13 protein-coding genes are annotated in these 19,419 nt (G+C 43.7%); 3 read left to right on the forward strand and 10 right to left on the reverse strand.

All coding sequences use genetic code 11. The annotated features are described in order from the left end of the window. Window positions 1-211 precede the first annotated feature (211 nt). From SRRS_RS25675 to SRRS_RS25720, 10 genes are all read right to left on the reverse strand, one after another. On the reverse strand, window positions 212-2,185 hold the full coding sequence (locus tag SRRS_RS25675; RefSeq protein WP_371364454.1) for a methyl-accepting chemotaxis protein: 1,974 nt from the start codon (window positions 2,183-2,185) through the stop codon (window positions 212-214). Window positions 2,186-2,333: 148 nt separating this feature from the next. Beyond that, window positions 2,334-3,659 carry a TIGR00366 family protein gene (locus SRRS_RS25680; protein WP_371364455.1) on the reverse strand — a complete coding sequence of 442 codons (1,326 nt, stop codon included), beginning with the start codon at window positions 3,657-3,659 and terminating at the stop codon, window positions 2,334-2,336. Window positions 3,660-3,880: 221 nt separating this feature from the next. After that, entirely contained in the window at window positions 3,881-5,257 is a 1,377-nt protein-coding gene (locus SRRS_RS25685; protein ID WP_371364457.1) for a sigma 54-interacting transcriptional regulator, read from the reverse strand. Next, window positions 5,250-7,091, reverse strand: a complete 1,842-nt coding sequence (gene atoS, locus SRRS_RS25690; RefSeq protein ID WP_371364459.1) for a two-component system sensor histidine kinase AtoS — start codon at window positions 7,089-7,091, stop codon at window positions 5,250-5,252. Before atoS ends, SRRS_RS25685 begins: the two co-directional genes overlap by 8 nt. 237 nt (window positions 7,092-7,328) lie before the next feature. Beyond that, a complete protein-coding gene (locus SRRS_RS25695) occupies window positions 7,329-8,282 on the reverse strand; it encodes a 3-hydroxyacyl-CoA dehydrogenase family protein (RefSeq protein ID WP_371364461.1) in 954 nt (317 codons plus the stop codon). Between the two features lie 300 nt (window positions 8,283-8,582). Continuing rightward, entirely contained in the window at window positions 8,583-9,368 is a 786-nt protein-coding gene (locus SRRS_RS25700) for a short-chain-enoyl-CoA hydratase (RefSeq protein ID WP_371364463.1), read from the reverse strand. Window positions 9,369-9,455: 87 nt separating this feature from the next. Beyond that, a complete protein-coding gene (locus tag SRRS_RS25705; RefSeq protein WP_371364464.1) occupies window positions 9,456-10,652 on the reverse strand; it encodes an FAD-binding protein in 1,197 nt (398 codons plus the stop codon). Between the two features lie 17 nt (window positions 10,653-10,669). Next, a complete protein-coding gene (locus tag SRRS_RS25710; protein ID WP_371364466.1) occupies window positions 10,670-11,455 on the reverse strand; it encodes an electron transfer flavoprotein subunit beta in 786 nt (261 codons plus the stop codon). A gap of 46 nt (window positions 11,456-11,501) precedes the next feature. After that, window positions 11,502-12,644, reverse strand: coding sequence for an acyl-CoA dehydrogenase (locus SRRS_RS25715; protein WP_371364468.1), 1,143 nt, complete (start codon window positions 12,642-12,644; stop codon window positions 11,502-11,504). 17 nt (window positions 12,645-12,661) lie between these two features. Next, window positions 12,662-14,218 (reverse strand): acyl CoA:acetate/3-ketoacid CoA transferase, encoded by a 1,557-nt coding sequence (locus SRRS_RS25720; protein ID WP_371364471.1) that lies wholly within the window; start codon window positions 14,216-14,218, stop codon window positions 12,662-12,664. A gap of 408 nt (window positions 14,219-14,626) precedes the next feature. On the opposite strand from SRRS_RS25720, the gene SRRS_RS25725 reads away from it, so the two are divergent. The 3 genes from SRRS_RS25725 to SRRS_RS25735 all read left to right on the forward strand — a co-directional run bounded on the left by SRRS_RS25725 (window position 14,627) and on the right by SRRS_RS25735 (window position 19,374). Next, window positions 14,627-16,285 (forward strand): ATP-binding protein, encoded by a 1,659-nt coding sequence (locus tag SRRS_RS25725; RefSeq protein ID WP_371364473.1) that lies wholly within the window; start codon window positions 14,627-14,629, stop codon window positions 16,283-16,285. 163 nt (window positions 16,286-16,448) lie between these two features. After that, a complete protein-coding gene (locus SRRS_RS25730; RefSeq protein WP_371364474.1) occupies window positions 16,449-17,624 on the forward strand; it encodes a cyclic nucleotide-binding domain-containing protein in 1,176 nt (391 codons plus the stop codon). After that, window positions 17,617-19,374 carry a radical SAM protein gene (locus SRRS_RS25735; protein WP_371364476.1) on the forward strand — a complete coding sequence of 586 codons (1,758 nt, stop codon included), beginning with the start codon at window positions 17,617-17,619 and terminating at the stop codon, window positions 19,372-19,374. The genes SRRS_RS25730 and SRRS_RS25735 overlap by 8 nt, the downstream gene beginning before the upstream one ends. Window positions 19,375-19,419 lie beyond the last annotated feature (45 nt).

The raw sequence follows: 19,419 nt of genomic DNA on the forward strand, positions 1-19,419 counted from the left end.
ATCTAACGATTACTCCTTGCCGTCATGCTGTTAGCCGGGATAACTAGCAGCATGAAGTGGTGAGCATGTCAACTCCTTTGAATAAATCGCAGTTACTAAAATAAAGGCCATGTTTGTCTGGCGGGATTCCCCTCCAATAGCAAACATGGCTTTCTTACTAAAAACGACTTGCACCAAGTTCTGGCGCAAGTCGTCTTATTTATTGATATAATTAAAGTTTAAATTTATCAATAGCACTTTGTAATTGACCTGCCAAACTGGACAGGTTTTGGCTGGAACTTGCGATTTCCTCCATAAATGCCGACTGGGCCTGAGTAGCTGCCGATACTGCCGCTACCTCCTGCGAGGCATGGTTCCTTACGTTTTCAAATTCTTTAATTGAACTAATAATCTGTTGACTGCTGTCGGCCATCTGGCCAACCACTTGAGAGATATCTTTAATTTGATCTGACACCTCATCGACCATTGCTGCAATTTCGGCAAAGGCCTCACCAGCTACATGAACTACCTCGGAACCTTTTCTAACTTCGCGGGTTCCCTCATTCATAACGGCAACAGCATTACTGGTATCATTTTGAATACCATTTATTAGTTGAGCAATTTGCATGGCTGCCTTTTGCGACTGTTCGGCCAACTTGCGCACCTCATCGGCAACTACGGCAAACCCCTTACCCAATTCACCGGCTCTGGCTGCTTCAATCGCTGCATTAAGCGCCAGAAGATTGGTTTGTCCGGCAATCCCGGAAATGGTATCAACAATTTGCCCAATTTCCTTAGAACTTTCACCAAGCATTTGTACCGCCTGCGCCGAGCTGACCACTGTCTTTTCAATAGTCTCCATTTGTTTAACTACGACTTCAATTGCCTTACCACCCTCATGGGCTGCTTCCGCAGTTTTACTGCTTGTAGCCACGACACTGCCTGTATTTTCGGCAACCTGCTTAATTTTCCCCGACATTTCCTCTACTGTCATAAAGACAGCCTCTTCTGCCGTCCGTTGTTTTTCGTTATCTTCCACGACGCTGGCAATACTATCAGCCACTTGGCATGCCGCTTGAGCCGACTGTTGCGCACTGGCGGTCAGGTTGCCTGAGGAAACTGCCACCGTGTTTACCGAGTTTGCTACTTGTCCAATAAGATTTTTGAGATTTTGCACCATGATTGCAAACGATTGAGCCAGCATACCAAATTCATTCTTAGATTTAACATTGATTTTAGCATCCAAGTCACCCTGGGCAATTTTTTCAGCGCCATACTGGATGACTTTAAGCGGCCGGATCATCCGCTCTGAGGCAAAAATAACCAATAGCACTGCTATAATCAATATCACAATTGTGGTTACTGCTGCCGTTGTAGTCAAAGACTTGAGCGGTCCCATAAATTCATCGACAACCGCTGTAACACTGAGGGTCCATTTGACGCCCGGAATAGGGGTATACGCCAAATATTTTTCCTGTCCCGCAAGCTTATCATTCTTTATACCATTTTCGCCCCGGCTGCCGGCAGCATAGGCATCTTTAATTTCTTTACTTAAGGATTCATCGTTTAATGGATTGTACTGCATAATATAGTCTTTGTTTGGATGCACCACCGTCATACCATCCGGGGCAAAAACCGCGGCGTAGCCAGTCTGGCCTACTTTAATCGCACTGACAATTCGGAAAAATTCATCCATTTTTACGTTGCCGCCGATTATCCCAACTACCCTGCCATCCTGTCTGATTGGCACAGCCACAACGAAAGCCATCTTGCCATCGGCTTTACCGATTAACGGATCAGAGATAACTGGCTGCCCGGAAGTTAAAAGTTCTTTGTAGTACGCCCTTTCTTTAATACTGCCGGAGGTTCCTACCGGGGAATACCAGTTGCCGTCCATGTCAGAAACCCACATAGCACTAAAGCTGTTTAGCCGTTTGCTTTCACCGCCTAAGTATTTAACAATGGCCGCCTTATCCCCGCTAATTAATACCGGAGAGTTTGCCAGCATTTCCATTTCCGTCTTCCGCATATCAATCCATGTGCCCAACTCATTGGCTGTAACCTGTGTAGTCCGGCCTATTTCGGATTCTAATTCTGTTTTTATTAACTTTTCACTATTAAAATAGTTTAGTACCGTTACTGTACCAAGGGAAAAAACAATAACAGCGACCACCATGGCAATCAAAAGAGTTTTTATGCTTTTCACAATTTCCTCCTAATCTTACTCCATTTGGCAACTATTGCCGTTATTTTTTGATAATATTGGTAATGCAAAAGTAAGGCTTAGCATATAAGCATAAGCCTTACTTTTTACATAAAAGAGGGGTTAACTATCCAAAAATAGGAACTAAGTCCTATAGGAAATGTAAGCCGACGATGAATATAACTCCGGAGAAGAGCAGAGCAGTTACACAATAGCCCATGATATCACGTACGCCAAGTCCGGCAATTGCAAGTGCCGGCAGTGCCCAGAACGGTTGAGCCATATTCATCCATGCTTCGCCGTAAGCAATAGCCATTGCGGCTTTACCAAGGTCGCAGCCAAGTGCTTGCGCAGCAGGCATAACGAACGGTCCTTGTACAACCCAGTGACCACCACCCGAAGGAACCGCGAAGTTAATTAAGGCCGAGCTGAAGAACGCCAATACCGGGAAGGTTTCAGCGGTTGCTACGTTAACAAACCAGTTGGTGATAATCCCGCCCAGACCGGAATGTTCCATCATAATCTGAATACCGGCGTAGAAAGGGAACTGAATCATAATGCCGGCTGTACCCTTTGCCGCAGCGCCGATGGCACGGGCATAGGCCATAGGAGTTTTATGCAGGATAATACCTACTGTTAAGAACATCATGTTAACGGTATTGATGTTGATATCAAAACCTTTAGCCTGGAAGTAAAGACCAAGATAAACAAAACCAAATAAAGCAACAATCCAGGCCATAATGGTGCTTTCTTCTATTCTCTCAGCCCAGGTAGCATTAGGGCCTAGCACCCGAAGGGTGGAAGCGGTATCTTCTTGCAGTAAAGCGGGGTCTACAGCCACAATGTCTTCTTCTTTAGGCAGCATCATACGAGCAATCAATGGTACCAAAATGATTAGTCCAACAGTAATGAAGATATTGTAAGCAGTAAAGATGGTTTGAGAAATTGGAATTAGGCCAATCAATTTTTCCATTGGGTTGCCTTTAGTTGCAGCAACTAATGGAACTGAAGCGGAGAAACCGCCATGCCAGGTTAAAAAGCCCATATAAGCGGTAGCAATCAATAAGCGATAGTCGGATTTAGGAATCCGGCGAGCCACTTCTCTAGCGAACATAGCGCCTACAACCAAGCCAAAGCCCCAGTTAATTGCACAAGCTACAGCAGAGCTAAAGCCAACAAGCATAACGCCTTGTGCAGGAGTTTTAGCTATAGAAGCCAAGCTGCTCATAGCCTTTTTAACAGGACCAGAGCTTGCTAACGCATGGCCGGTAACCAAAACCAATGCCATTTGCATGGAAAAGCCCAACAGGTTCCAGAAGCCGTCACCCCACATTTTAAACATTTGTACGGGGGTGTTGGGAGTCATTGCAACACCAAGGCCAAAGGTGATTACTGTCAGTAATATTGCAAACACTAGTGGGTCAGGTAAAAACTTGTTTACAATACTGGTCAGGAATCTTGAGATAGCACTTACCAAAAAACTCACTCCTTAATAAAAATTTTGATTTCTATTATGTATATCGCAAGAATCATGCCAAATAAAAAAAAGATTTGCCGGAAAATCGGCAAATCTACTTAAAGGCTTGTCATATATGCTTTCTGCTAACAGCAGGAAGTTATTTTTATCACTATCTCCTTTTGCGCACTTTATTAGACATGCGCATTTTTTTGCGCACAATCAGACATTTTTTGCGCACTTCATTCCAATTGATACTCTTCGATCTTGTATAACAGCGATCGCCTGCTTATCCTTAATTCCTTTGCCGTCTTGGCTTTATTCCCCTGATTGCGGTCTAGGGCTTCTTTAATAAAATTACATTCTACCTTTTTCATCATTTCTTTTAAAGGCTGCCCTTTAGGCTGCTTAATATCGACAATTACTTCGTCGACCGTTTTGTAGCTATCTCTCAGGTTGTCAGGCAGATCTTCAGTAAAAATCATTCTGCCATTACTCATTATGACCGCCCGTTCAATAACATTGGCTAGTTCCCGCACGTTGCCCGGCCAGCGGTATTTTTCCAAAATTCTTAGGGCCGCCGTATCAAATCCCATAAGTTCTCTATTATTTTCCCCGGCGAATTTTTGTAAAAAGTAGTCCGCCAACAGCCCAATATCCTCTTTCCGCTCTCTAAGCGGCGGTGCCGACAAGCATACGACATTCAAGCGATAATATAAATCCTGCCGGAATTCACCCCGTTTAATCATTTCTTCCAAATTACGGTTAGTGGCAGCAATAATCCGGATATCTGTTTTGATGGTTTCGGTTCCGCCCACCCGCTCAAATTCGCGTTCTTGCAATACCCGCAGCAGTTTTACCTGAAGGTTTTGCGATATCTCTCCGATTTCATCAAGAAATAAAGTTCCCTGGTTTGCTAATTCGAACCGGCCAGCTCGCCGCATAGCCGCCCCGGTAAATGCCCCTTTCTCATGCCCGAACAATTCGCTTTCCAGCAGACTCTCCGGCAATGCCCCACAGTTTATTTTTATAAACGGCCCGTTCCGGCGTTTACTGTTATAGTGTATGGTATTGGCAATTAACTCTTTACCTGTGCCGCTTTCGCCGGTAACCAGCACAGTAGCATTGCTTTGCGCAATCTTATCAATGGTTCGGCAGAGTTCCTTCATTTTAGGGCTGTTTGTTAGTATACGGTCAAGACGGTAATTATCTAAAAGTTCCTGGTTTAAGACGGTAATACGTTCTGCCATCTTCCGGATTTGCATGGCCCGGTTTACCAGGAGTTTTACTTCTTCGATTTCGAAGGGCTTAATCAGATAGTCAAATACCCCAAGCTTAATTGCCTCAACGGCCGTTTCTACCGCGGCATATGCGGTCATCAGGATGACAGTCACCTCCTGCCGAAGTTTCCGCATCTCTTTGAATGCCGTCAAACCATCCATTTTTGGCATGCGAATATCCATAAGCACCAAATCAGGCTGTACACTCTGAAACTTTTCTAAAGCCTCCTGACCGTCTGCCGCACATTCTACCTGATACCCTTCCCGCTTGAGCACAGCAGACAGCAATTTGCGCACACTATCTTCATCATCGACAACTAATACAGTATAGCTACTCATGTTCTCTTCCTCTCTGATGTACCACAGGTAATTTTATGGTAATGGCCGTACCGGCACCAACCTGACTCTTTATATCCACCTGTCCGTGATGGGCACTAATAATACGCTGCACTACTGCCAACCCTAATCCGGTGCCTGTTGGTTTAGTAGTAAAGAAGGGATCAAAAATCTTATCTACATCCTCAATGTTAATCCCACTGCCTGTATCCGTAATTTTTACGTAGACGAAATTACGCTCTTCCTGCCACGTGGAAATTTCGATTTCGCCACTATACTCAATAGCCTGAACGGCATTAATAAATAAATTCAAAAATACCTGTTTAAGCTGTTCGGCGTCGCCTTCTACCCAGGGCAGTCCTTCTGCGAACTGTAGTTTTATCTCAATTTTATGCCTAATACTTTTATTTTGAATTAAAACCAGAGTTTCCTGCAGTATGCCATTAATATTTACCAGTTTATAATCGGTTTTATAGGGTCTGGCAAAGTGAAGCAGTTCCTGAATTACCCGGTTTACCCTGTCTACTTCTTTGATAATTACAGGCATATATTCTTTGCGTTCTTCCTCATCCTCGGTACTTTCAAGGTACTGCACAAATCCCTTGATGGCTGTAAGCGGGTTGCGTATTTCATGGGCAACACCCGCCATCAGCTCCCCTAACGAAGCCAGCCGCTCGGCTCTGTTGATCTGAGCCTGCAAGCGATGGTGCTCGGTCAAGTCCTTACATACCAGGACAGCTCCAATAATTTGATTCCTGCTGTCTTTTAACCGGCTGATGTTTATACTCATATGCATTGTTTTTTTATTGAAAGGGCAATCCATTTCCAGGCCCAGGTGGTTTGTACCTGTTGCTAAGGTATCACCAAGAAGAGTTGTTAGCGACTCATTTTGACAAAAAACCTCGGCAAAAGATTTCTCTATTATGATTTCCGGGGTAAAGCCGGTCATCAGCTCAGCCGCCTTGTTGATACTGGTAATGTTGCCATTATTATCAACCGTAATTACTCCATCGGCAATACTATGCATTATGTTTTCCGTCAGGGTACTGGCGTTAACCAAGGAGCGTGCCATGTGGTTGATGGCTTCACATATTTCTCCCATTTCCCCTTCCATCGGACGCAGCTGCCTATGCAAATCAAACTTGAGGTTTTCCAGCCCTCTCTTGATAGTTTCTACATCATGGGCAAAACTATAGGACATCCAGAGGATTAACGTCAAACTGATGATAATTCCCGCTCCCAGGGCAAGATAAATGTTATAATCCATTACTGCCATCTGAGCGCGAATGTCATCGGTAAATTCATTTGTCCAGATATATCCAATGACGTTTCCGTTACGTTGGATCGGAATCATGCAATTCATGATATTCCCTCTGACAAGCCGGCCTGATTCCACCCGCTTCTTGCCAATATCCATAACTACCCGCCCGGGGTGGCTGGGTTCTATGCTAACACCGACTTTATCTGCGTAATGTTCACTCGGCCCGTAGGTAATGATGGCATCAAGCTCTTTATTATAATAGCCTGCACCTACTCCGGGATTCGCCTTTACAACAGTATCGGTATAATTTTTCAACGTTTCGTTTAATATTTTAATCTTAGTCTGACGGTCGGCGTCTAAAGCTCCTTTTTCCGCCAAGATTTGATTATAGCCGTCGCCAAGATGGTTATCCAAGAGCGCGGCAATACCAAAGAGTTTGATCTGCTTTTCTTCCAACAAGGCATCCTCAGCTTTTAGTTTGACTACATAGCCGGTAAGAAGCATTGGTATGCTTACCATAAGCAAGGTAAATAATATCATTTTATTTCGTATGGTCTGAGGAAACAGATTTTTCATAAAGCCGCCCCTTGCATTAAATAAAGTAGACTTAGCTTCAGATGGGATTTTAACCCCACTTGAAGGTTAGTCGCCCTTATCCAGGGACTTAGCCGCTCTTACTCCCGCTTGGAGAAGAGGGAGTCTTAGAGCGGGTTAGTCATCGGATAAAGTAGATAATCGGATTTGACACAATTATGGTTTAAGGTGAAGGAAGGGTAGTTGGAATCCAACTACCCCATTTTACTGCTTATTTGATTAAAACTCCATGGTTTTGTCTTTTTGAAGCCATTCAATCAGGATGTTTTCCCGGGTTTTTTTAATCTTAGTTAAGGCTTCGTCATTCCATTCGTATAAGCCTGAACCGGTTTTAGAACCAAGAGTGCCTTTGGCCACAGCCTCTTTTAACAGCGGGGAAATTTCAGAGGAATTGCACAAGTCTTTCAGCAAGTAGCTGGAGATATTATAGAATATATCAAGTCCGCCCAAATCGGCGCTTTCTAACGGACCAGTGGTCGATAACCGGCGGCCAAGGCTGTATTTGATGGTGGTGTCTACCGCTTCCTTAGTAGCAATACCGGCTTCCACAATATACAGAGCTTCTCTTAACAGAGCCAGCTGCAGACGATTGCCAATGAAGCCCAAGGCTTCGCGATTAAGAGCAACCGGTTTTTTGCCGATTCTATTCATTAATTCCCAGGTAGTATCTACGGTTTCCTTGGCAGTGTGTTTTCCTGGAACTACTTCGACCAGCGGCACTAAATGCGGCGGATTCCAGAAGTGAGCAACAACAAATCTTTCTTTATGCTTTAGAGTTTCGGCAATAGCCGTAGGGCTAAGACCAGAAGTATTGGTAGCAAAGATAACATCTTCTTTGCACAGTGTTTCGAGTTTGCCAAATATCTCTTGCTTAATGGCTAATTCTTCTGCGACAGACTCAATAACAAAATCAGCACCTTCGGCAGCTTCTTCCAGAGTTGTAACTCCTTTAATGCGTCCAAGGATAGCCGGAACGTCTTTTTTGTCTACCAGATTATTATTAACATATGCCTCTAACGCTGAGTTGATTCCTTTGAAACCGCGTTCGATACTTGCTTCCGAACGGCCATACATCCGGACATTGTAGCCTGCCATACTGAACATTAAAGCAGTACCAAAACCCATGGTGCCTGTCCCAAGGTTACAAATGTTTTTAATATTTTCTACTTTCATTTAGACATTCCTCTTTCCTTGATTGAATTTTGTTTTATGGACAAAGGCTTGTAAATGCAATCGCATTTACAAGCCTGTAACTGCACAGTTATAAGGAAAACACGGCTTGCGCCGAGCCTTGGCGCTTTCTATCAGGATAAAATAGACTTAGCTTCAGATGGGGTTTTAACCCCACCTGAAGTTCAGTCGCCCTTATCCAGGGACTTAACCTCTTGCCTGTCCCGCAGGGGAAACTCCCTCTTTAGAAGCCGGGTGTCACAGCGGGGTAGCCATCAGATAACCATAGGTCTGCTTTCTAGATTATTTGCCTGTAAAAGCAGCTTTACGTTTTTCAACAAAGGCAGTCATGCCTTCTTTTTGGTCGGCAGTTGCAAAGCACAGCCCAAATACTTCGGCTTCGTAAGCAACACCGGATTCGAGGTCCATATTCAAACCTTTATTAACAGCAGCCTTGCAAAGCTGTACAGCTACGGCTGCACGGGATTTAATTTTTTCAGCCAGAGCAATCGCTGCCGGCATTAATTCTTCAGCAGGTACTACTTTATTAGCTAAACCAATACGGTACGCTTCCTGAGCGTCGATTACATCACCGGTGTAGAGCAATTCTTTGGCTCTGCCTTTGCCTACCAAACGCGGCAGCCGTTGCGTACCGGCAAAACCAGGAGTAATACCCAGAGTAACTTCAGGCTGACCAAACTTAGCCTTTTCAGATACAATACGAATATCGCAGGCCATGGCCAATTCACAGCCACCACCCAGGGCAAAACCGTTAACAGCAGCGATAACCGGTTGGGGGAGACTTTCCAGTTTTTCAAATACAGACTGGCCAAACTTACCCCAGTTGCGGCCTTCAATCGCTGACATGTCTTTCATTTCCGTGATATCCGCGCCGGCAACAAAGGATTTTTCCCCACTGCCTGTTACAATAACAATTTGAATCGACTGGTCTTTTAGAATGACATCCAATAAGTTATTTAATTCCGTAAGCAGCTCACAATTTAAGGCGTTGAGGGCTTTCGGCCTGTTCAAAGTAATCGTACCGATTCCGTTATTTACCTCAAACAAAAGGTTATTATATTGGCTCATTTCCATAGACCTCCTTTTTTTTAAGGGCAAAGGGCAAAGCGGTTAGGCTTGCCCTTAGCTCATACGACCTATTAATTTTGAATCAGTTTATTCGGCTTTAATTTTCTTGAATTCTTCAACTAAAGCAGGGATAACTTCCATAACGTCACCGACAATACCATAGTCAGCCATTTTAAAGATAGGAGCCTCCGGATCTTTATTAATGGCGATTACAAGATCAGAGGAAGACATACCGGCAACGTGCTGGATAGCGCCTGAAATACCGCAGGCAAAATACACTTTAGGTCCAACTGTTTTACCGGTTTGGCCTACCTGGTGTAAAGCAGGAATCCAGCCAGCGTCTACTGCTGCACGGGATGATCCTACAGTACCGCCCAGTACATTAGCAAGTTCTTCAATCAGGCTGAAGTTTTCCGGTTTGCCCATACCGCGGCCGCCGGATACGATAATTTCAGCTTCTTCCAGGTTGCAGGAAGCGGTGCCTACTTTAATAAGTTCGATTAATTTGGTACGGATATCGCCAGCTTTTACCTTGCTGGCTACGCGTACAATTTCACCAGTCCGGGAGAAGTCCTGCTCAGGACGCTTAAATACTTTAGGACGAACAGTACCCATTTGCGGGCGATGATCCGGACACAGGATGGTTGCCATGATATTGCCGCCAAAGGCCGGACGAGTCCAGGCTACATAGCCGGTAGCTTCGTCGATCCCAAGGTTGGTGCAGTCTGCCGTTAAGCCTGTACCTACACGCCCTGCAACTCTTGGGCCAAGATCACGGCCGTCGTTAGTTGCGCCCATCAGGACAACGGAAGGCTTATAGGTGTTAATTAAATCAGTCATGGTAATGGTATAGCCGTCGGTAGAATAATGTTTAAACTCAGATCCTTCTACCAGATATACCTTATCAGCACCGCTGGCAAAAGCATCTTTCGCCAAGTCGGCAACATTGTCACCGATGATAACGCCGGCCAGTTCCTGCCCCATAGCATCAGCAAGAATACGGCCTTGACCCAATAATTCATGGCTTACATTACGGGCTTTGCCGTCGAATTGTTCGATATATACCCAAACGCCTTTATAATCGTTTTTATCCATAGCTACTGTTTTTTCTACAGCATCTTTCTGGATAGCTTCAACCGGGCAAGCTTCTACACAAGCGCCGCAAGATGTACATGCGTCGGTAATTACCGCTTTGTCGTCTTTCATTTCAATAGCGCCAAAAGGACAGGTGTTAACGCAAGCGCCACAACCTACACATTCTGATTGTTTTACAGTTACAGCCATTTCTATTTACCCCCTGCTTATACGATTTTTGCTTCTGCTAGCTTATTGACCAGAATTTGTGCCGCCTCGCGAGCGGTATCTGCCTCGATTACCTGGCCCTGGACACGTTGCGGAGGGGTAAAAATACGCCGAACTTGGGTAGGCGAACCTTTAAGACCAATAACCTTTTCGTCAATGGTAATGTCTTGCGCCGTCCAGGTAGGAATCTCCCGGCGGTTTGCTTTCATTGTGCCTTTGATGGTAGGATAGCGCGGTTCGTTAATTGATTTAACAACAGTCATCACTACAGGCATGGAGGCTTCAATAACTTCATAGCCTTCTTCATGTTCCCGCTCTACCCGTACGGTTTTACCTTCCACTTCAATTTTGGCAACATAGGTGATTTGGCTGATGCCTAAGTGTTCGGCAATCTCCGGACCAACTTGCGCGGTATCACCGTCAATAGCTTGCTTGCCGCACAAAATGATATCTACATTTTCCAGCTTCTTAATACCGGCAGCCAAAGTATGGCTGGTAGCTAACGTATCGGCACCGCCAAATGCGCGGTCGCTTAACAAAATAGCTTCATCAGCGCCCATAGCCAGACATTCTTTCAATGCCTCTTTCGCTTGGGGTGGTCCCATGGAAATAACGGTTACAGTGCCGCCATGCTTTTCTTTAAGCTGCAAAGCAGCTTCCACAGCATTTTTGTCAAACGGATTGACAATACTGGGAACGCCTTGACGAATCAAGGTATTAGTAACTGGATCAATTTTTACTTCGGTAGTGTCAGGAACTTGCTTGACACAAACTACTATATTCATATTGGAATCCTCCTGCAATTATATAGTCTGGGGCAGTAACTACGATCTAGAATCTGCCTAACAATGCGCCGGAAACTACCATGCGTTGTACTTGGTTGGTTCCTTCGTAGATTTGGGTAATCTTAGCGTTACGCATCAGGCGCTCTACCGGATATTCACGGCTATAGCCGTATCCGCCGAAGATTTGTACAGCATCGGTAGTAACGTCCATAGCTGCATCGGAAGCATACATTTTAGCCATGGCTGCTTCTTTGGAATAAGGAAGTCCTTGGTCTTTCGTATAAGCAGCGCGGTATACCATCAAACGGGCAGCTTCTACTTTAGTAGCCATATCAGCTAACATAAAGGCAATAGCCTGGTTTTTAGCGATAGGTTGACCGAACTGAGTGCGCTCTTTGGAATATTTAACAGCATGGTCGAGAGCAGCTTGGGCAATACCTAGTGCCTGGGCAGCAACACCAATACGGCCGCCGTCCAGAGTAGCCATAGCGATTTTGAAGCCTTCGCCTTCCTTGCCAAGCATGTTTTCTTTCGGTACACGTACGTCTTGGAAAATCAATTCCATGGTGAGGGAAGTGTGAATACCCATTTTGTGTTCTTTTTTGCCAAAAGTGAAGCCAGGCATACCTTTTTCCAAAATGAATGCGGTGATACCTTTAACGCCTTTGGATCTGTCGGTCATGGCAAATACAATGTAAGTTTCTGCTTCACCAGCATTAGTTATGAAGATTTTGCTGCCATTAATTACATAGTGGTCACCGTCAAGAACAGCTACTGTTTGTTGGGATGCAGCATCAGTACCCGCGTTTGGTTCGGTCAGGCCGAAAGCGCCCATTTTTTCGCCTTCTACCAGCGGAGTAAGATACTTTTGTTTTTGTTCTTCCGTACCGAATGCATAAATAGGCCAAGCGCACAGGGATACATCAGCAGATAAAGTAATACCGATACCATCATCAACACGGGATAATTCTTCTACAGCCACAATGTAGCTTAATACATCGCCGTCTGCACCGCCGTATTTTTCAGGGAAACAGATACCGGTCAGGCCAAGACCTGCCATTTCGTCAAACAGTTCGCGGGAAAACTCTTCTTTTTCGTCACGTTCAGCTACGTCTGTCAGTCTTTTCTCAGCGAAATCACGAGCCAGCTTTTGTATCATTTTTTGGTCTTCGGTTAATTGAAATTGCATTGTTACTCCTCCTCTTTTTAACCCCTTTTATTTTTTAAACCCATTAACTCGTTGCGGAAAATTCGTTCGTCCATAGTTTTAAGGGTAGGCGAGATAATCGGTTTAAAGTCCATCATAGCCAAGATATCCCTGTCTAAATCTACACCAGGAGCGATTTCGGTAAGTACCATTCCTTCCGTAGTCAGCTCAAACACAGCGCGTTCAGTGATGTACATAACAGGCTGCTTAACTTTTTGTGCATACTTACCGCTAAAAGTAATCTGTTCAACATATTCCCGAAACTTTTTCGATTTTCCTTCATTAACTATTATTAATTTACCATCGGCAATTTCAACCTTGAGCCCGCCTGCAGTGAAGGCGCCGCAGAAAAATACTCTTTGGGCGTTTTGGGTTATGTTAATAAAACCACCGCAGCCGGCAACCCGGCCTTTGAATTTACTAACATTGATATTACCGTGTTTGTCGGTTTCGGCCAGTCCAAGGAAGGCCAGATCCAAGCCACCGCCATCGTAGAAGTCAAATTGATAAGTCTGATCAAGGATTGCTTCCGCATTAGTAGCTGCACCAAAGCTTAAACCGCCTGCCGGGACGCCGCCCACCGGGCCAGCTTCGACAGTCAGGGTCATCATGTCACCTAGACCTTCTTCGTTGGCCACCATAGCTACTCCTTCCGGAACACCGATACCTAAGTTGACTTTGGCGTTAGGAATGAGTTCCATAGCGGCACGCCGGGCAATAATCTTGCGCTCGTCAAGCGCCATTGGCGGAATGGCTGACAGGGGAACACGAACCTCGCCGGAGTATGCTGGATTATATTGTTCCGCAAAGGTTTGCATGTGTTGCGATGGATCGGCAACTACTACGTAGTCAACAATAATTCCCGGAATTTTAACATTCATGGGATGCATGCTGCCGTTAGCAACTAAACGCTCAACCTCAACAATTACAATACCGCCTGAGCTTTTAGCTGCCTGCGCCAGCGATATCAATTCCAGGGAAACGGCTTCGCGTTCAATGGTGATATTGCCTTTCTCATCGGCACTAGTACCTCGTAGTAAAGCAACATCAACCGGAAACGGCTTATACCAAAGCCACTCTTCGCCACCTAATTCGATAACTTCAACTAAATCTTCGGTAGTTATTCCGTTGATTTTGCCGCCTTCCACCCGCGGATCAACAAAGGTATTTAACCCTACTTTGGTGATAACCCCAGGCTTGCGGCCGGCAATATTGCGAGCCCATTGCGCCAAGGTACCTTGTGGGAAATTATAAGCTTCCATTTTATTTTCAACAGCCAACTTGCCAAGTTTTGGCGATAAGTTCCAGTGGCCGCCGATGGTACGCCTAAGCATTCCCTCTTGTCCCAAATGGTTCAAACCACGGTCTTTACCGTCCCCTTGTCCAGCGCAATATAGAAGCGTCAGATCGCGGGGCGCATTTTCTTGTAAAAAGCGTTCTTCTAGCGCAGCTGTCAGTGCTTCCGGATGGCCGTTGCCAACAAATCCGCTGGTAACAATCGTAGTACCATTTTGTATAAGCTTGGCAGCCTCCGCAGCACTAATTACTTTTGCCATATACTCACTTCCTCTCCCAAATACACATTGCATCCACCAATAGTAATCGCAAGAAGTGTGCCAACTATACTTGGCTTAGAGAAAAGTTAGAAAATTGAGCCAAGAACCCCTGTGAAATCAACATTCTTTGTGAAGATATTCTCTTTCCCCAATTGAATTCCCTTCATGGGATCCAAATGCAAATGTATATATATGTGTACAGAATGTCCATCAAAATAGACACAAGCCAAAATGACACGCCTTACAAATGAGATTGCGATTAGCGAAAGCTCAACTATTTGCAAAGATATTTCGCAATATAACATTTTCGACAAAATCCTCCAATATATTTATCCATTATTTGCTATAATTATCTAGAATATGTAAATTAGATGCAAGTAGACAAGTACGAATAGGGGGCCTCATGAAATGAACTTTTATGACCTTTCAATTATCGCAACTTTGTCGGCTACATTTGCAGTTGTATGTGTATATATATTTTTATATTCTCTTTACCGCCAAACCTATATTGGTTTGTGGGCTGTCTTTTGGCTGGTTACCTTTGGAAGTCAGATTCTTTACCGAACTCCTCTTCAAGAAATGAGCAAACCAATGATAATGGGTGTTCAAGTTACCCAGGTCGCAAACTATGTATTATTAGTATTTGCCACTTGTAAATTCTTGGATATTAAAATGAGTAAGGGCTGGTACTACTGGGCATTGATAGTAAGCATTATTGCGAATATTACCTTTGTTGTTGCTCCTCCCCTCCTACTTGTAGGAGCAATGCCAACTTTCCTTTATATTGCTTATATATACTTTTGGCTTGGATGGATGTTTATTCATCATCTTGACAATAAAGGCTGGGGAAAGATTATTGTTGGTCTGGCTTTTATTGGCTCTGGCCTGCACACTTTGGACATGCCTTTTCTGCTATCGGTAACTTGGTTTGTTCCTTGGGGATTCCTAATTAGCGGTACCCTCCGATTTATTATAGCAATTGGAATTCTAATGCTTTATGTGGAAAGAAATTTTCGAGATTTAGCTTCAAAAGAAGAACAATACCGTCTGCTGGCAGAGAATGCTGCCGACACTATATACCTCTATAAACTAAAACCAACTCAGGAAATCGAGTACGTAACTCCATCGACTAAAAACCTAACCGGTTATAGTGCGGAGGATTTTTTTAAAACGCCAAATTTATTTTTATCACTAGTCCATCCAAGCGACAAAGCATTAATTGACAAGCTTATATCTGATCCTATTACAGCTTCATCAGCACCAATGACTTTGCGCATTATTCGGCGTGATCACACTATTATTTGGGTAGAACAAACAACCGTTCCCATTATGGATGACAGTGGTACCTGCATTGCTTTTGAAGGAATTATTCGCGATACTACTGCCCGAAGGGAGTTAGAACAAAACGTGTCTCGCCTGGATCGGCTCAACACTGTCGGGCAAATGGCCGCCAACATGGCTCATGAAATAAGAAATCCCTTAACAACAGTGCAAGGCTACTTACAATTTTACCTTAAAAAACCTGACTTTTCCGCATATATTGAGCAGTTTTCCTTACTTATAAGCGAATTAGATCGTGCCAATTTAATAATCAGAGAATACTTATCCCTTTGCAAAAATAAATCACGTGATCTCAAACCTATGCAGCTAATTTCTGTCATTCAAGATATTTATCCTTTACTTAAGGCTGCCGCTAATGCATCTAGCAAAGATGTTTTATATTATCCGGAAGTTACACCTACTATCTATCTAGATGAAAAGGAAATCCGGCAATTAGTGTTAAATTTAGTTCGTAATGCTCTTGAGGCAACAAATCATAATGGTGTAGTAACGATTCGAACTTACGAAAAAGACAATGATGTAATTCTAGCGATTCAAGATAACGGAACGGGAATACCACAACATATATTAGATAACATCGGTAAACCATTTCTTACTACGAAGGAGAACGGAACCGGTCTTGGACTTGCCGTAGTGTATAGGATAGCCCACGACCACCAAGCTGTAGTTCAAGTAGATTCGGGGCCACAAGGAACAACTTTCAACATAAAATTTAAAACAGATTAGTAGGCTAGAAACAGTAAGGAGTCCTTCCAAAGGGCTCCTTTTTATTTTTGTGGATAATTATTGAATTTTATTAAATATTTTCCTTTCTTCTCTTGAAAGGGGTGATGCCTTTGATTGTTTAGACACTCCTCCATCTAATAAAAAAAGGAAAGGATGTTTTAATGTGAACGAAAATCTTAAAAACTCTGCCAACGATATTGTCGATAACACGTTACAAGTCCGTATTGCCACTCAGACCTGGGAGAAGAAGGAAGTTTACAAGTTACGTTACGATGTATATGTCGCGGAAATGGATAAACCTTTGGACAGAAGCATTCAGGGGGCCAAGCAAATTACCGACGCTCTAGATGATCAAAGTTATCTGATTTATGTACAAGCTGGCAGTGAAATTGTTGCCACACAACGCATTACCATAGCTTCAGCAAAAGACTACCCAGCGGATTTATCCAACGCATTTCACATGCAAAAGTTCAATGCTGTATTCCCCCATTCTCTAAACCCTAAACTTGGACTTGGTACCAAACTCGCCATCAAAGCGCCATTTAGGAATTCGCCTGCCTTTTATTTAATTCTCACTGAAGCTTACCGACTTCTCAGAAGTGAGAACTCTTCTCTCATTTTTACAGGGGGCAACCCGTATGTTATTCCACTCTACGAACGCGTCGGGTTTAGAAGATATGCCGGTAACTTTACCGATCCAGGTTACAGCTTACTAATACCATTAGTAATGCTTCTAGAAGATACCGACCACTTCCGTTCTATTAAATCCCCTATGCTTCGCCTCGCTCGAAAGTATGTAAATGATCCAACAATATCGAAGCGCTTTGTGCAAATATTCCCTGAGGTAACACAACACCTTAATACTCGGTTAATAACCCGTGATACCTTATGGGAGCATTTTGAACAAAAATTAGGTATTTCTCCATTTTCACTGCCTCTATTTAACCACTTAGATGCTGAAAGTATCAAAGAGCTTTTGATATCAGGAATGATCTTTTCCTGCTATCAAGGTGACAACATCTTATATGAAAATAGCTTTTGCAACGACTTATATATTTTGTTGTCAGGAACTCTGGAAGCATCTTCGCAAAAGTCTTCGCGCTTCCTGATGCCTGGATCTCCATTTGGCAATTTCACCTTTACAAGCAAATTTCGTCAAGCGGAATCAATTTTATCTTTAACTGATTCCGAGTTATTTATTTTGACAGGACAAGCCCATTCACGATATACACACCTTCACCAGCACGCGGCGGAAATATTATTACACAATATAATAAATACTCACGATTTGCTACGCCTTTGCGCAATAACCACCCAAGGAGGGGAAAACCATGAATAAAGGTATTGAATTATTACTTGTGAATAGCTTTGCCCCCAGACAAAGAATCGCTTCCGATGCAGCCTTAGAAAATGGGTTAGCTGTTATACGAACTTACTTGGAAGAACGGGATGTTAGTGTACACGTAATTGATGAGCAACGAGTTTCCCGGGTAGAGGAAGGGGTTCCGAAATGGTGCACATGGCTCCTTCGTAAGCTAGTTAAACTACAGCTAAATAAATTTAGCGCTTGCTTTAAACCTTTTGCAGCATTTGCCCTATTGCTAGCTTGGCCAATTCAATCTCTAGCTCTTTACTTCCGCAAACACTATATGGACAAGCTAATCGATAACATTGCTACCTTAGTACAAACTGATCAAATTCCGTTTGTAGGAATAAAAGTTTGGGGCGGAGCTCCTTATACCTGGAGCGTAAAACTAGCCCAAAGGATTAGAGAGGCTAATCCCGAAACTATTGTTATTGCCGGCGGCCCCCACGTTAAGGTTTATGGGGAATATGTATTAGCGCACAATGAGTTTGATCTGGCCATAATGGGCCCTGGCGAAGAGATCCTGGAGGACCTTTTAATTAAAAGGAGGTCAACACCCGGCAAAACTGTTTATCTCGAACTGCTCAGACAGGAAATAGACTCCTTTCCTTTGATTAGAACAGGACACTACCACGAACAAGGCGACTATATGTTTCATTCGTTTACCATCCCAAACTATCGGGCTATCGACATGACTGATAAGGTATGGTTTCACACCCTAATAGACGGATTGGGATGCACTTGGAACAAATGCACCTTCTGCTCGCATACAAGACAGAATACACACTACACACCCCGGCCAATAGAAGAAATAAAAGAAGAAATTTTAGCAATGACTGGTCGTGGTATCGCCTTCTTCCGGTTTAGCAGCTCCGAGACACCATTAGGTCACGGGCGGGCAATTGCTAAAATGATCTTAGATAATAATATAAAAATGAACTATTCTATCTTTGCCCGCCCCGCCCAAGCTTCAGAATACATGTATGAAAGCTATCGCCTGATGATTCGTTCGGGGCTAAGAGCAATATTCTTAGGTGGAGAAACAGGTCATGATGAAATCAACGATAAAATAATGAACAAAGGGGTCCAGCGAAAAGATATTATCGACACAATTCAATGCGTAAAACTGGCAGCAGCAGCCGAAGGAGCCTCCTGCCAGATAGTATTGGCTATGATCTACCCCTGCCCTGTCATTCCCGGAGTAACCTTAGAAGATGTTTTTACTCAAAATGTTAGCCTTATTAAAGAGGCTAATCCCGACGCCGTTATCATAAACCCGCCCGGTGTATTCCCCGGAACAGGCTGGTTTGACGAAAAAGAGAAACTAGGTTTTAAGCTTGGCGAAAACTTTGTTAACGAGCTAATGAACTACGAGTATTCTATTTATAAGCCGGTGGAATTTTGGAAGAAGATGGACTATACTTTAAATGACTTAGACATGCCAAAAATACTAAAAGAAATCGGCAGACTTAACCGCGCTGTTGTAGACATGGGCATTCCCATCAACATTTCGGATGACTATCTAATGATGAGTCAGGCAATCGGTTACAGTTCAAAGGCCAATTTATTTGAATTCAAGCAAACCTCGTTCGTTGATATTATCAGTGGAACCTGCAATTACATCAAAGAAATTACAAAAAAGATGAACGAGCGTAGCCGTATACTGGCAGGTTCGAATCCTAATAACCGCAACAATCGTGCACAACCCGTTAGTAAAGAGTAACCTGCGTTAAATGCAAACGTAAAAAGTCAGGACTTGCCGTTCCGG

Origin of the sequence: Sporomusa rhizae, assembly GCF_041428845.1 — a bacterium.
Classification (GTDB): Bacteria; Bacillota; Negativicutes; order Sporomusales; family Sporomusaceae; genus Sporomusa; species Sporomusa rhizae.

Coding starts and splice junctions, on each gene's coding strand:
- SRRS_RS25720 (WP_371364471.1), bottom strand. CDS start 14,218: ATGGCAAAAGTAATTAGTGCTGCGGAGGCTGCCAAGCTTATACAAAAT.
- SRRS_RS25725 (WP_371364473.1), top strand. CDS start 14,627: ATGAACTTTTATGACCTTTCAATTATCGCAACTTTGTCGGCTACATTT.
- SRRS_RS25710 (WP_371364466.1), bottom strand. CDS start 11,455: ATGAATATAGTAGTTTGTGTCAAGCAAGTTCCTGACACTACCGAAGTA.
- SRRS_RS25700 (WP_371364463.1), bottom strand. CDS start 9,368: ATGAGCCAATATAATAACCTTTTGTTTGAGGTAAATAACGGAATCGGT.
- SRRS_RS25715 (WP_371364468.1), bottom strand. CDS start 12,644: ATGCAATTTCAATTAACCGAAGACCAAAAAATGATACAAAAGCTGGCT.
- SRRS_RS25735 (WP_371364476.1), top strand. CDS start 17,617: ATGAATAAAGGTATTGAATTATTACTTGTGAATAGCTTTGCCCCCAGA.
- SRRS_RS25685 (WP_371364457.1), bottom strand. CDS start 5,257: ATGAGTAGCTATACTGTATTAGTTGTCGATGATGAAGATAGTGTGCGC.
- SRRS_RS25705 (WP_371364464.1), bottom strand. CDS start 10,652: ATGGCTGTAACTGTAAAACAATCAGAATGTGTAGGTTGTGGCGCTTGC.
- atoS (WP_371364459.1), bottom strand. CDS start 7,091: ATGAAAAATCTGTTTCCTCAGACCATACGAAATAAAATGATATTATTT.
- SRRS_RS25695 (WP_371364461.1), bottom strand. CDS start 8,282: ATGAAAGTAGAAAATATTAAAAACATTTGTAACCTTGGGACAGGCACC.